The sequence below is a fragment of the Micromonospora lacuserhaii genome, from assembly GCF_036902735.1.
In the GTDB taxonomy this organism is placed as follows: Bacteria; Actinomycetota; Actinomycetes; order Mycobacteriales; family Micromonosporaceae; genus Micromonospora.
Window position 1 is genome coordinate 185,339 of sequence record NZ_JBAKHO010000004.1, and the last position, 13,926, is coordinate 199,264.

9 protein-coding genes are annotated in these 13,926 nt (G+C 70.4%); 4 read left to right on the plus strand and 5 right to left on the minus strand.

The genetic code is table 11. The features are described from left to right. Window positions 1–69: 69 nt before the first annotated feature. From V6U81_RS04600 to V6U81_RS04610, 3 genes are all read right to left on the minus strand, one after another. Window positions 70–1,086 carry an NAD-dependent epimerase/dehydratase family protein gene (locus tag V6U81_RS04600; protein WP_334484749.1) on the minus strand — a complete coding sequence of 339 codons (1,017 nt, stop codon included), beginning with the start codon at window positions 1,084–1,086 and terminating at the stop codon, window positions 70–72. A gap of 110 nt (window positions 1,087–1,196) precedes the next feature. Further along, complete coding sequence (wzy, locus tag V6U81_RS04605) at window positions 1,197–2,459, minus strand: O-antigen polysaccharide polymerase Wzy (RefSeq protein ID WP_334484751.1); 1,263 nt, start codon at window positions 2,457–2,459, stop codon at window positions 1,197–1,199. Then, window positions 2,450–3,805 carry an oligosaccharide flippase family protein gene (locus V6U81_RS04610; RefSeq protein ID WP_334484753.1) on the minus strand — a complete coding sequence of 452 codons (1,356 nt, stop codon included), beginning with the start codon at window positions 3,803–3,805 and terminating at the stop codon, window positions 2,450–2,452. The genes wzy and V6U81_RS04610 overlap by 10 nt, the downstream gene beginning before the upstream one ends. Window positions 3,806–4,297: 492 nt before the next feature. Between V6U81_RS04610 and V6U81_RS04615 the strand changes: the two genes are divergently transcribed. Further along, the gene (locus V6U81_RS04615) at window positions 4,298–5,221 is read left to right on the plus strand and encodes an NAD(+)/NADH kinase (protein WP_334484755.1); all 924 of its coding nucleotides are present in this window, start codon (window positions 4,298–4,300) and stop codon (window positions 5,219–5,221) included. A 68-nt stretch (window positions 5,222–5,289) separates the two neighbouring features. Here the strand turns inward: V6U81_RS04615 and pgm are convergent, their stop codons facing one another. Both pgm and glgC read right to left on the minus strand, forming a co-directional pair. Beyond that, window positions 5,290–6,933 (minus strand): phosphoglucomutase (alpha-D-glucose-1,6-bisphosphate-dependent), encoded by a 1,644-nt coding sequence (pgm, locus tag V6U81_RS04620; RefSeq protein ID WP_334484757.1) that lies wholly within the window; start codon window positions 6,931–6,933, stop codon window positions 5,290–5,292. 42 nt (window positions 6,934–6,975) lie between these two features. Beyond that, window positions 6,976–8,208, minus strand: coding sequence for a glucose-1-phosphate adenylyltransferase (gene glgC / locus V6U81_RS04625; RefSeq protein ID WP_334484759.1), 1,233 nt, complete (start codon window positions 8,206–8,208; stop codon window positions 6,976–6,978). 72 nt (window positions 8,209–8,280) lie between these two features. Here glgC and glgA point away from each other — a divergent pair, with 72 nt between their 5' ends. Genes glgA through glgB form a run of 3 tightly spaced genes read left to right on the plus strand, consistent with a single transcriptional unit; the run spans window position 8,281 to window position 13,744 of the window. Beyond that, the gene (gene glgA, locus V6U81_RS04630) at window positions 8,281–9,489 is read left to right on the plus strand and encodes a glycogen synthase (protein WP_334484761.1); all 1,209 of its coding nucleotides are present in this window, start codon (window positions 8,281–8,283) and stop codon (window positions 9,487–9,489) included. Window positions 9,490–9,527: 38 nt separating this feature from the next. Next, the gene (locus tag V6U81_RS04635; RefSeq protein ID WP_334484763.1) at window positions 9,528–11,654 is read left to right on the plus strand and encodes an alpha-1,4-glucan--maltose-1-phosphate maltosyltransferase; all 2,127 of its coding nucleotides are present in this window, start codon (window positions 9,528–9,530) and stop codon (window positions 11,652–11,654) included. Continuing rightward, window positions 11,642–13,744: a 1,4-alpha-glucan branching protein GlgB gene (gene glgB, locus V6U81_RS04640; RefSeq protein WP_334484765.1), complete on the plus strand. Its 2,103-nt coding sequence runs from the start codon at window positions 11,642–11,644 to the stop codon at window positions 13,742–13,744. Before V6U81_RS04635 ends, glgB begins: the two co-directional genes overlap by 13 nt. Window positions 13,745–13,926: the final 182 nt, after the last annotated feature.

Genomic DNA, 13,926 nt, shown 5'->3' on the forward strand with positions numbered 1-13,926 from the left:
TGGGCACTTCGGTCGGAGAAGCCCGTGGCGGCAACGAAGCGCCCGGTTATCTGAGCGGGGCTTCGGGAACTACTGCGTCGTGGTGACGCCGTACGGCCGCTCGCCCGATCGTTGGACGGTGGAGAGGTGGCGGGCCGCCCGCGACTCCGGGCTCGGGAGCCATCCTCGGAACCACTCCACGGTGGCGCGGAGTCCGTCGGCGACGGGCGCGTTGGCGATTGTGGGGAACAGTTGGCGAAGGCAGATGTTCTCGGCCTGAGAGTGCCGCACGTCACCGGAGCGTGGAGGGAGGAACTCCCGGTCGATTCGCCGCCCGGTGATCTGCTCCAACTCAGCCAGCACTGTGCGCAGGTCGGTCCGCGTCCCAAAGGCCAGGTTCACCGGCTGGTCATGGCACACGGAGCGCGTGACGGCGTCCAGCAGCACCTGGCAGGCCGTTTCCACGTAGGTGAAGTCCCGGGTCTGAAGCCCGTCTCCGTGGACCATTACCGGCTCCCCGGTCAGCACCGCGTGCACGAATCGCGGAATCACCGCTGCATACGCGTGGTCGTGGCGCTGTCCAGGGCCGTAGATATTGAAGAACCTGAAGGCGAGAGTAGGTAGGCCGTACGACGCCTGGTAGGCGAGGGCGTACGCCTCGGTCGCGAGCTTGCTTGCCGCGTACGGACTGAGCGGTCTGGTCCAGGTCAACTCATTCTTCGGCAGGGCCGGATTCGCGCCGTACACAGAGGACGACGACGCCACCACGACATGGGACACGTCCGCTCGCCGGGCCGCCTCCAGGACGTTCACCGTCCCTGTGGCGTTGGCGGCATGCGACGACACCGGGTCCGCGACCGAGCGGGGAACGCTCGGAAGCGCCGCGAGATGCACGACGGCGTCCCGTCCTGCCATCGCCCGGGTCAGCGCCCGATTGTCCAGAATCGAGCCGCGTACCACCTCTGCGTCGAGGCCGGCGAGGTTGCGCTCCAGGCCGGTGGAGAAGTCGTCAATCACGCGGACGTCCGCGTACGGCGCCTCTCGCAGCACCACTCGGACAAGATTGCTGCCTACGAAGCCGGCACCGCCAGTGACCAGTAGCCGCATTTGGATCAGACCCCCGCTTTCCGATCGGGCATCCACACAGGTGACGCCATCTGGTGCAACGAGAAGCGACCGACAGGGGTGACGCAGCGTAGCGGTTCCGCTCCAGAACGTTAGCGGCCACTTCTGCCAACGGCCTCCGGCACCGTGCTACCGGTGGCGCGTCCGTCGACGCTCCGGGCCGTCGGTGCCGGTGCCGGTGCCGGTGCCGGTGTGGACAAAAGTCGGACCACGCCGAAGAGGATCGCGCCGTACAGCAGCGTCTTCAGTGCGGCCATGCTCTCGCCCCGGAAGTTGTACATCCAGGTCATCGTGAACAGGATGCTGGCGTACGCGTAGAAGTGACTGTGGTCGACCCGATTGACCAGGAAGCGCTGCACCAGGGTGAGCGCGGCGAAGAGCACGGGAATGCCGACCAGCCCGAAGTTCATGTACGCCTCTGCGGTCAGGGAGAAACCGTATCCGCTGTCCGAGCCCGGGTTGTACGCCTCGACCAGCCAGTCGGCCAGGGAGTGCGCGGGGGCACCAGGGACGAGGCTGATCAGGCTCCCCAGGTAGGTTCCGCCGTGCGCGAACGGGGTGAAGTGCGGGACCGCCGTCATGACGAAAGTGTCGGGAAATATGGTGCTGCCTTCGTTCAACAGCAGGGAGACACCCCTGCCTTCCCCTGGGCTACGCAGGTAGGAAACGAAGGTCGCGCCGATGATGGCGACCGCGCCCGCCACGACCAGCCGCAGGGACATGGGCCGACGGCGGAAGAGTTGGATGTGCAACAGGAGGCTGAAGCCCACGAAGATGAAGTCACGCTCGTTTGTAGCCATGCAGTAGCCCACGTAGCAGGCGAAGTTCGTCCAGTAGGCCACTTGCCCGAAGCGGGTCGACGTGGCGGTGAAGTAGAGCGCGCAGGCTAGGACTTGCAGGAGCAGGTATTCGTAGTGCCACGGCCCGCTCTGCTCGATGCGTTCCAGCTTGTCGCTGGCGTACCCCCCTGGCCCCTGCACCACGATGTCCACCAGCCCGTAGCCTGCCAGCACCAGGAACAGGAACGGCGGGAGATGATACCGGCGTGCGGGATGCTCGAGTCTGGACCGGTCCATGGCGGGCCGGCGGGCCGGCACCAGGAGGCCGACCACGAGCACCCCGATCAGCGCAAGCAGAATGCCCACCGTCGCCTGACCGATCTTGCTCTGCACCACGCCGGAGTAGATCTCGTTACCGAGCGCGAAGTTGACCGCCGGACCGAGGCCGAAGTAGGCGAAGAACGCTGCCAGGTACGGCAGGATGTCGCGCCGGCCCGAGCGCAGGAGCAGGATGGCGGGCACCGCGACGGCACCGACGATCGCCAGCCAGATGATCTTTTCGCTGTTCAGGTCCATGTTCGCCTCGCAAGCGCTCGTTTCAGCATCAGGGCCTTGAGGACGCTGTCGCCGCCGATCGTGATGACCACCGACCAGGCAGCGCCGGCCAGCCCGAACCGGGGAACCAGTACGTATCCGGCAATGCCGGCGACGGCCACCATGACCAGGCTGGCGGTCAGTTGGTTGCCGAACCTCCGTAGCGCGGAGAGCGCGGTGCCGAGGAAGAAGACCGCGCCGCTGAGCACCGCTGCGACCGTCAGCAGGGTCAGCACGTCGGCATGTGCGCCGTACGGCGCACCGTAGACGAAACGGACAGCGGCTGGACCGACGGCAATGACAACGGCGACGGCGACAGCACCGAGGGCCAGGGTCCCCAGGACCAGCCTCAGGGTCAGCGTGGTGAGGATTGCGAACTCGCCCGCCGCGCACAGCCGGGTGAGCCGGGGCAGCAGGATCTGGCTGATCGCCGCGAAGAGGATGTTGGCGGCGAGCACGATGTAGGCGAGGGCGGCGAAGATGCCCAGGGCTGCGGCGCCGAGGATGTGCCCGATGAAGTATCGGGGCAGATTCCCCGAGAGGGACACCAGTCCGGAGGCGAAGCCGAGCGGCGCGGCGACCATGGCCAGTCGGCCCATCCGGCGGAGCACGGCCCATGGGTCACGCGGCGACGAGGCCTTGGTCGCCTCGGCGGGGATGGCTGCCGGCTCGGCGCCACGCAGCCGCTTCGCGGCCCAGCCGCAGTAGCCGATCGCGCCCGCCAGCGAACCGATGACCGATCCCACCACCGCCCACCTGATGCTCCCGGTCAGTGCCAGCAGGGAGACCATCGCCGCGACGGTGAGCACGCCGTTAGAGATCATGGAGATCCCGATGGGCCGCATCTGCTCGTGCCGCTGGAACAGCCCGAAGAAGATGTCTCCGATCGCGTCGAAGGCCTTCGCGATGCCGATCAGCATCACCACGACCGCGTGCGCCGAGCCGATGAACGCCGCGACGACAGCGATCAGCAGCAGCGCGACGAGCATGCCGGACACTCGCAGCCGCAGGTAGTCGGCAAAGTCGAAACCGCGACCCGTGTCCGTCACCTGCACCGTCCGCAGGGCCAGGCTGGCCAGCAGGACGACCGGCGCGCTGACGGCCAACCCGAGGGCGTACTGGCCAACCATCTCCGGCGTGCCGAGGCGTGACAACAGGACGATCACCAGCCACTGGGCCAGCGCGGCGACCATGAGGCCGAGCAGGCTCCAGGTGATTCCGCTGGCGACACTCCTCGATTCCGCGGGCGCCCCGGTCGTCCGAACGACGTCGAGATGGCGCTCTCCGCCTGGATGCTGATCGCCCGCGGCCAGTTGCCCGAAGGTCATCCCTCCCACGCTCCCTCTCTGTCGGGGTACCTCCGTGACCGGACCGACGAGCATCCGGGGCTGCTCAGACAGCGGGACCTGCGAAACGGTGGAAATCACCCGGAAGCGTTCTATCACGCTCGATCGTGGCAAGTGGCCGCTTCCTGGATATAGGTGATCCCGTCGCGCGTCCACTCCGACAGCGACGACTCGGACGACCGCAGGGCTGCAGCCGCATGCAATGGATATCCGGCTGTCCGGGGTCGATTGATCGAAGTACTGACATTCCTTCTCCGAGGGCGCGGCGGTGGTCACCGACGACACGGTCTACCTCGGGTTCCGGCTGGAGGAGCTGGCCCCGGCGGTCCGGGACGGCCTGGTCGCCCGGTCGCTGGCCCACCTGACCGGACGTCCGCGCCGGTAGCGGTCGGGGGCGCGCCGGCGGTGACCGCACCGCCGGTGCACCTTCCGGTACGCCGGGTGCATCCCGCCCCGATGTGGTGAGCTGTACAGGTGGCGGGGCTAGGTCTGGTGCTGCACCCCACCCGGGACGTCTCCGAGGTGGTCGGAATCATCGAACGGTGGGCGTCGCGCCACCGCAAGACGCTGTTCGTGCGCGCGGAGGACAGGCACCGGGTGCCGTCGAGCGTCGAGCCGGTCCCCGCGGCGGAGGTGGCCGTCCGGGCGGACGCCCTCATCAGCATCGGCGGGGACGGCACCATGCTGGGCGCGCTGCGCTCCGCCGTGCGCGACCCGAAGCCGGTGCTCGGGGTGCACCTGGGGCGGCTCGGCTTCCTCGTGGAGGTGGAGCCGCCGGAGCTGCCGGAGGCGCTGAGCCGGCTGCTGTCGAAGGACTTCATCGTCGAGTCGCACGCCTGCCTGGCCTGCGACGTGTGCGGCGACGACGTGGTGGCCTTCAACGACATCGCGCTGGTCCGGCAGCCCGGCTCCGGTTTCGTCACGGCCACCCTGGCCGTGGACGACCAGCGCTACGGCTACTACCGCTGCGACGCGCTGGTGGTGAGCACGCCGACCGGCTCGACGGCGTACAGCTACGCGGCCGGCGGGCCGCTGGTCTCCCCGGCGGCGGACGCGGTGGTGGTGACCCCGTCGGCCCCGATGGCGGGCATCTCCCGAGCGGTGGTGCTCTCGCCACAGGAGCGCATCCGACTGGAGCTGGAGCCGAACTCGGCGGCGGTCGCCGTCGAGATGGACGGGGTGGTGTTCAAGGACGCGGCGACCGAGGGGTGGGTGGAAATCAGCTACCGCCGGGACGCCGGCCGGGTGGTCCGCTTCGACCCGCTCCGCTACCAGGAGCGCAACCAGCTCAAGCTGAGCCTGCTCGACCTGCCGTTCCTGCCCGACCAGCTCCGCGAGCTGCTCCCCGACGAGCTGCGGCAGCAGCGCCACGAGCGGGAACTGCCACCGCCCTGCTGAACGCGGCCCCTCGGGGGGATCAGGCGGTGTGACCCCGTAGATCTACGTGCGAGTGACCCGCCCGTCGCTCAGGTCTTCGCCAGCACCCCGTCGACCAACGCCTTGGCCTCCTCCTGGATCCGGGCCAGGTGCGCCACGCCCTGGAACGACTCGGCGTAGATCTTGTAGACGTCCTCGGTGCCCGACGGCCGGGCGGCGAACCAGCCCGACTCGGTGGTCACCTTGAGCCCGCCGATCGCCGCGCCGTTGCCCGGCGCCGCGGTGAGCGTCGCGGTGATCGGCTCGCCGGCCAGCTCGGTGGCGCCCACCTGCTCCGGGGAGAGCTTGCCGAGCACGGCCTTCTGCGCCCGGGTAGCCGGCGCGTCGATCCGGGCGTACGCGGGGGCGCCGAAGCGCTCGGTCAGCTCGGCGTAGTGCTGGCTGGGCGTCCGGCCGGTGGTGGCGATGATCTCGGAGGCGAGCAGGCAGAGCAGGATGCCGTCCTTGTCGGTGGTCCAGGTGCTGCCGTCGCGGCGCAGGAAGGACGCACCGGCGCTCTCCTCGCCGCCGAAGCCGACCGCGCCGTCGAGCAGCCCCGGGACGAACCACTTGAACCCGACCGGCACCTCCAGCAACGGGCGGCCCAGGTCGGCGGCGATCCGGTCGATCATCGAGGAGGAGACCAGGGTCTTGCCGACCGCCGCCGCCGGACCCCACTGCGACCGGGTCCGGAACAGGTGGCCGATCGCCACCGCCAGGTAGTGGTTGGGGTTCATCAGGCCGCCGTCGGGGGTGACGATGCCGTGCCGGTCGGCGTCGGCGTCGTTGCCGGTGGAGACCTGGTATTCGCCGCGGGCGGCGATCAGCGAGGCCATCGCGTTCGGCGAGGAACAGTCCATCCGGATCTTGCCGTCGCCGTCGAGGGTCATGAACCGCCAGGTCGGGTCGACCGTCGGGTTGATCACGGTGAGGTCGAGCCGGTGCCGCTCGGCGATCTCCCCCCAGTACGCCACGCTGGCCCCGCCGAGCGGGTCGGCGCCGATGCGCACCCCGGCGTCGCGGATCGCATCGATGTCGAGCACGGCCGGCAGGTCGTCGACGTAACCGGCGAGGAAGTCGTACGTGCCGGTGGTGTCGGCGGCGCGGGCCCGGGCGTACGGGATCCGCTTCACCTCCTTGAGCCCGGCGGCGAGGATCGCGTTCGCGCGGTCCTGGATCCACCTGGTGACGTCGCTGTCGGCCGGCCCGCCGTGGGTGGGGTTGTACTTGAAACCGCCGTCGTCGGGCGGGTTGTGCGACGGGGTGATCACGATGCCGTCGGCCAGCCCGCTGGTGCGGCCCCGGTTGTGGGTGAGCACCGCGTGCGACAGCGACGGGGTCGGGGTGTATCCGTCGCGGCTGTCCCGCAGCACGGTGACGTCGTTGGCGGCGAGCACCTCCAGCGCGCTGGCCTCGGCCGGGGCGGAGAGCGCGTGGGTGTCCCGGGCCAGGAAGAGCGGCCCGTCCAGGCCCTGCTCGCGCCGGTAGTCGCAGAGCGCCTGGGTGACCGCGAGGATGTGGTCCTCGTTGAAGGCGTTGCGCAGTGCGGACCCGCGGTGCCCGGAGGTGCCGAAGGAGACCTGCTGCGCCGGGTCCTGCGGGTCGGGGTGCTCGGCGTAGTAGGCGGTCAGCAGCCGCGGCACGTCGACCAGATCGGCGGGCTCGGCGGGCTGGCCGGCACGGGGGTGGGCCACTGCGGGATCCTCCTGAAGGTCGTGACTGGGTGCGGGCGGGGCTCAGAGCTCGACGCGCTGGCCCTTGCCGATGACGACGATGCCGTTGTCGGAGACGGTGTAGCGCTGCCGGTCCTTCTCCAGGTCGACGCCGATCTCGGCGCCCTCGGGCACGAAGACGTACTTGTCCAGGATCGCCCGGCGCACCACCGCGTGCCGGCCGATTTCGACGCCCTCCATCAGCACCGCGCCGTCGACGTGCGCCCAGGAGTGGACCTTCACCTTGGGCGAGACGATCGAGTTCTCCACCAGCGAGCCGGAGATCACCGCGCCGGGCGAGACCATCGAGCCGACCGCCCGGCCGACCCGCTCGCCCCACTGGTGGACGAACTTCGCCGGCGGGTACGGCGGCTGCTCGGTGTAGATCGGCCAGTCGAAGTTGTAGAGGTTGAACACGGGGTGCACGTTGATCAGATCCATGTGCGCGTCGTAGAACGAGTCGAGCGTTCCCACGTCCCGCCAGTAGCCGCGGTCCCGGTCGGTGCTGCCGGGCACCTCGTTGTCCTTGAAGTCGTAGACGTTCGCCTCGCCGCGCTCGACCAGCATCGGGATGATGCTGCCGCCCATGTCGTGCTTGCTGGTCTTGTCCTCCGCGTCGCGCTCGACCACCTCGCAGAGCGCCTTGGTGCTGAAGACGTAGTTGCCCATCGAGGCGTAGATCTGGTCCGGGGCGTCGGGGAGGCCGACCGCGTCGGTCGGCTTCTCGCGGAACGCCCGGATCCGCCGGCCGTCCTCGCCCACCTCGATCACGCCGAACTGGTCGGCCATCGACAGCGGCTGCCGGATGCCGGCGACGGTGACCGCGGCGCCGGAGGCGATGTGGTCGTCCACCATCTGCCGGGGGTCCATCCGGTAGATGTGGTCCGCGCCGAAGACGATCACGTGATCCGGCTGCTCGTCGTTGATCAGGTTGAAGCTCTGGTAGATCGCGTCGGCGGACCCGGCGAACCACCACGGCCCCCGGCGCTGCTGCGCCGGGACGGGCGTGACGTAGTTGCCGAGCAGGGTCGACATCCGCCAGGTCTTGGTGATGTGCCGGTCCAGCGAGTGGGATTTGTACTGGGTCAGCACGACGATCTTCAGAAAGCCGGCGTTTGCCAGGTTGGACAGGACGAAGTCGACCATGCGGTACATCCCGCCGAACGGGACGGCCGGCTTGGCCCGGTCCGTGGTGAGCGGCATGAGGCGCTTGCCTTCTCCGCCGGCCAGGACGATCGCGAGCACCTTGGCAGCCATGTACCGACGCTATCCATCCCGCTGCGACTTCACCACTCGTACGGGCACAGATCTGCACTAGGGTGCGGGGGCATGACGGATTCCTCGCCGCTGCGCGTCGACCTGCTCACCCGGGAGTACCCGCCGGAGGTGTACGGCGGGGCGGGCGTGCACGTCGAGTACCTCGCCCGTGAGCTGCGCCGACTCGCCGACGTGCGGGTGCACTGCTTCGGCGCGCCGCGCACCGAGCCGGGGGTCACCGCGTACGCCGAGCCGGCCGGCCTGGCCGGCGCGAACCCCGCGCTGCGCACCATGGGCGTCGACCTGGAGATGGCCGCGGCGTGCGCCGGCACCGACGTGGTGCACAGCCACACCTGGTACGCCAACCTGGCCGGGCACACCGCGAAGCTGCTGCACGGGGTGCCGCACGTGGTGACCGCGCACAGCCTGGAGCCGCTGCGGCCGTGGAAGGCCGAGCAGCTCGGCGGCGGGTACGCGCTCTCCTCCTGGTGCGAGCGAACCGCGGTGGAGGCCGCCGACGCGATCATCGCGGTCAGCGAGGGGATGAAGCGCGACGTGCTGGCCGCGTACCCGGCGGTCGACCCGGACCGGGTCCGGGTGGTCTACAACGGCATCGACACCGTCCAGTACGCCCCGGACCGCGGCACCGACGTGGTCGACCGGCTCGGCATCGACCCGTCCCGCCCGAGCGTGGTGTACGTGGGGCGGATCACCCGGCAGAAGGGCCTGCCGTACCTGTTGCGGGCGGCCCGCGCGCTGCCCGCCGACACCCAGCTCGTGCTGCTCGCCGGCGCCCCGGACACCCCGGAGATCGCCGCCGAGGTGGAGGGGCTGGTGGGCGAGCTGCGGGCGAACCGTTCGGGCGTGATCTGGGTGGCCGAGATGCTGCCCAAGCACGAGGTGATCCAGGTGCTCACCCACGCCACGATCTTCGTCTGCCCGTCGGTGTACGAGCCGATGGGCATCGTGAACCTGGAGGCGATGGCTTGCGAGACGGCCGTCGTGGCCACCGCCACCGGAGGCATCCCCGAGGTGGTCGCCGATGGCGAGACCGGCCTGCTGGTCCCGATCGAGCAGGCGACCGACGGCAGCGGAAAGCCGCTGGACCCGGAGCGCTTCGTCGCGAACCTGAGCGCGACGATCAACGAGCTGCTGGCCGATCCGAAACGGACCGAGGCGTTCGGCCTCGCCGGGCGGCGGCGGGCGGTGGAGCACTTCTCCTGGGACGCCATCGCGGCGCGCACGACGGAGGTCTACCGGTCGGTGGGCGCGGCGGGCTGACCCGAGCGCGAACCGATCTCGCACAGTAGGTTGACGATGTGAGCGGACGGTTCCCGATCGAAGACGTCTCCCCCGTCGTCGCCTGCGGTCGCTACCCGGCCAAGGCGGTGGTCGACGAGGTGGTGCCGGTGTCGGCGCGCGCCTACCGGGAAGGCCACGACGCGCTGGGCTGCAACGTGGTCTGGCTCGGCCCCGACGGCGCGGCGCGGCCGTTCACCCGGATGCGCTCCGGCGAGCCGGGCCAGGACCGCTGGCACGCCACGATTCGGCCGGACGCGGTGGGCGAATGGGTCTTCACCGTCGAGGCGTTCCGGGATCCCTACCTGACCTGGCAGAACGCCGTCACCAAGAAGATCGCCGCCGGGCAGGGCCCGGAGGACCTGGCCAACGACCTGGCCGAGGGCGTCCGGGTGCTGACGGCGGCGGTCGAGCTGGTGCCGGCCGCCGACGTCCCCCGGGTGCAGGCCGCGGTGGCCACGCTGGGCGAGGAGAAGGTCGACCTGCACCGGCGGGTCGCCCCGGCGTTGGAGCTGGCCGACCTGCTCTGGGAGCACCCGGTGCGGGAGCTGGTCACCACCGGCGAGGAGCACCGGCTCTGGGTGGATCGCCCCCGGGCGCTCTTCTCCGCCTGGTACGAGTTCTTCCCCCGCTCGGAGGGGGCGATCCCGGCCACCGTCGACGCCCCGGCCCGGTCGGGCACCTTCGTCACCGCGATGGACCGGCTGCCCGGCGTCGCCGCGATGGGCTTCGACGTGCTCTACCTACCGCCGATCCACCCGATCGGTCGGGTCAACCGCAAGGGCCCGAACAACGCGCTGACCGCCGGGCCCGACGACGTCGGCTCGCCGTGGGCGATCGGCGCCGCCGAGGGCGGCCACGACGCGATCCACCCCGACCTGGGTACGCCGGAGGACTTCCGCGACTTCGTCGCCGCCGCCGCCGAGCAGGGCCTCGAGGTGGCGCTGGACCTCGCGTTGCAGTGCGCGCCGGACCACCCCTGGGTCACCGAGCACCCGGAGTGGTTCACCACCCGGGCCGACGGCAGCATCGCGTACGCGGAGAACCCGCCGAAGAAGTACCAGGACATCTACCCGCTGAACTTCGACAACGACCCGGAGGGCATCCGGGCCGAGGTGCTGCGGGTGGTGCTGCACTGGGTCGGCGAGGGCATCCGGATCTTCCGGGTCGACAACCCGCACACCAAGCCGTTCGACTTCTGGCACTGGCTGATCGGCGAGGTCAAGAAGGTCGACCCGGACGTGCTCTTCCTCGCCGAGGCGTTCACCCGGCCGGCGATCATGCACGGGCTCGGCAAGATCGGCTTCACCCAGTCGTACACCTACTTCACCTGGCGCACGACGGCGGCCGAGATGCGCGCCTACTGCGAGGAGCTGGTCGCGGCGGCCGACTACATGCGGCCCAACTTCTGGCCCAACACGCCAGACATCCTGCACGACTCGCTCCAGCACGGCGGCCCGCCGATGTTCAAGATCCGGGCGGTGCTGGCCGCGCTGCTCTCCCCCTCCTGGGGCATGTACGCCGGCTACGAGCTCTTCGAGCACCTGGCCCGCCCCGGCGCCGAGGAGTACCTCGACAACGAGAAGTACGAGCTGCGCCCCCGGGACTGGGCCGGCGCCCAGGCGCAGGGCCGCTCGCTCGCGCCGTTCATCACCACCCTCAACCGGGTACGCGCCGAGAACCCGGCCCTGCACCAGCTGCGCAACCTGCGCTTCCACGACATCGACAACCCGGCGCTGCTCTGCTGGTCCAAACACGACCCGGAGACCGGCAACACGGTCATCGTGGTCTGCTCGTTCGACCCCCGCACAGTGCAGTGGGGCAACACCACGCTGGACATGCCGGCGTTGGGCTTCGACTGGCACGAGCGGTTCACCGTGCACGACGAGCTGACCGGAACGAGCTACGAGTGGGGACAGCGCAACGCCGTCCGCCTCGACCCGTACCTTCAACCCGCGCACGTGCTCACGGTGCGGCGGCCGGCTCCCCCGGCCGTCCCGGAGCCGGCGGTCCCGGAGCCGGCCGTCCCGGTGCCAACGGTCCCGGCCGCGCCGGAGCTGACCGTCCAAGACGTACCCGCCGACCTCTCCGGCGGCACCGCCCCGACCGTACCGGCCGACAAGGACGACGCCCGATGGACCAGCTGATCGCCGGCGCGACGCACGACCCGCACGCGCTGCTCGGCGCGCACCCCGCCGACGGGTGGACCACGATCCGCGCGATGCGGCGGGGCGCCGGCGACGTGACGCTGCTGATCGACGGGGAGCGGCACCCGATGAAGCGGGTGCACGACGCCGGCGTCTTCGAGACCCGGGTCGAGGGCACCGTGCTCGACTACCGGATCGAGGCCGACGGGCGGACCAGCGACGACCCGTACCGCTACCCACCGACCATCGGCGAGCTGGACCTGCACCTGATCGGTGAGGGGCGCCACGAGCAGCTCTGGGAGGCGCTCGGCGCCCGGGTCTTCGACGAGGGCGTGGCGTTCTCGGTCTGGGCGCCCAACGCCCGCGGCGTGCGGGTGATCGGTGACTTCACCGGCTGGGGCCCGGACGACGGCTGGCCGATGCGCTGCCTCGGCTCCAGCGGGGTGTGGGAGATCTTCGTGCCCGACGCGCGCGTCGGCGCCCGCTACAAATACCGGATCCTCGGCGCCGACGGGCAGTGGCGGGACAAGGCCGACCCGCTCGCCAGCTACGCCGAGACCGCGCCGGCCACCGCCTCGGTGGTGCACCACTCGAGGTACGAGTGGTCCGACGCCAGCTGGCTGGAGCGGCGGGCCCAGCGGCGGCCGCACCAGGAGCCGATGAGCGTCTACGAGGTGCACCTCGGCTCGTGGCGGCCGGGGCTGAGCTACCGGGAGCTGGCCGAGCAGCTGACCGCGTACGTGACCGAGCTGGGCTTCACCCACGTCGAGTTCCTGCCGGTGATGGAGCACCCGTTCGGCGGTTCCTGGGGCTACCAGGTCACCGGCTACTACGCCCCGACATCCCGGTTCGGCGACCCGGACGACTTCCGCTACCTGGTGGACCGGCTGCACTCGGCCGGCATCGGGGTGATCCTGGACTGGGTGCCGGCGCACTTCCCCAAGGACGAGTGGGCGCTGGCCCGGTTCGACGGCACCCCGCTCTACGAGCACCCCGACCCGCGTCGCGGCGAGCACCCCGACTGGGGCACCTACGTCTTCGACTTCGGCCGCCGCGAGGTGCGCAACTTCCTGGTCGCCAACGCGCTCTACTGGTGCGAGGAGTTCCACGTCGACGGGCTGCGGGTGGACGCGGTCGCCTCGATGCTCTACCTGGACTACTCCCGCCAGGAGGGGCAGTGGGTGCCCAACCAGTACGGCGGCCGGGAGAACCTGGAGGCGATCGCCTTCATGCAGGAGGTCAACGCCACCGTCTACAAGCGACACGCGGGCGTGGTGATGATCGCCGAGGAGTCCACCGCCTGGCCCGGGGTCACCCGGCCCACCGCCGAGGGCGGGCTCGGCTTCGGCTTCAAGTGGAACATGGGCTGGATGCACGACACCCTGCTCTACACCTCGAAGGACCCGGTCTACCGGCAGCACCACCACCACCAGCTCACCTTCTCCCTGGCGTACGCCTGGAGCGAGAACTACGTGCTGCCGATCAGCCACGACGAGGTGGTGCACGGCAAGGGGTCCCTCGCCGGCAAGATGCCCGGCGACACCTGGCAGCGGCTGGCCAACGTGCGGGCGCTGCTGGCGTACATGTGGGCGCATCCCGGCAAGCAGCTGCTCTTCATGGGCTGCGAGTTGGCCGACGACCGGGAGTGGAGCGAGGAGCGCGGCCTCGACTGGTACCTGACGCACGACCCGGCCCGGGCCGGCGTGCAACGGCTGGTCGGGGACCTCAACGCCGTCTACCGGGGCACCCCGGCGCTCTGGGCCCAGGACACCGACCCGGCGGGCTTCCGCTGGATCGCCGGGGACGACGTCGCCAACAACGCCGCCTCGTTCGTCCGGATCGCCCCGGACGGCGCGACCCTGGTCTGCGTGGCGAACTTCTCCGCCCTGCCCCTCGAGGACTACCGGGTCGGCCTACCGGCCGGTGGCACCTGGACCGAGGTGATCAACACCGACGCGCACCACTACGGCGGTTCGGGGGTGGGCAACCTCGGCGCCGTACACGCCCAGGACGTGCCCTGGCACGGGATGCCGGCCTCGGCGGCGCTGCGGGTGCCGCCGCTCGGCGTGCTCTGGCTCCGCCGGGACTGACCGGGCGGCGCCGCCGGCCCGACCGTCGGCGTGTCGCGGCCGGGACGACAATTCTGCGAAGAGCGGTATGACGCTCCGTCATAAATATGACGGAGCGTCATACCGCTCTTCCCCGTTCGCGGGGGGTGGCCACTACGTACCGTCGCCGTTGTGACGGGACCGCTCACCCACCGTTGAACTTT

Excerpts from the sequence above, each read along its gene's own strand:
- V6U81_RS04600 (WP_334484749.1), bottom strand. The coding sequence starts at position 1,086 with ATGCGGCTACTGGTCACTGGCGGTGCCGGCTTCGTAGGCAGCAATCTT.
- wzy (WP_334484751.1), bottom strand. The coding sequence starts at position 2,459 with ATGGACCTGAACAGCGAAAAGATCATCTGGCTGGCGATCGTCGGTGCC.
- V6U81_RS04610 (WP_334484753.1), bottom strand. The coding sequence starts at position 3,805 with ATGACCTTCGGGCAACTGGCCGCGGGCGATCAGCATCCAGGCGGAGAG.
- glgC (WP_334484759.1), bottom strand. The coding sequence starts at position 8,208 with ATGGCTGCCAAGGTGCTCGCGATCGTCCTGGCCGGCGGAGAAGGCAAG.
- glgA (WP_334484761.1), top strand. The coding sequence starts at position 8,281 with ATGACGGATTCCTCGCCGCTGCGCGTCGACCTGCTCACCCGGGAGTAC.
- glgB (WP_334484765.1), top strand. The coding sequence starts at position 11,642 with ATGGACCAGCTGATCGCCGGCGCGACGCACGACCCGCACGCGCTGCTC.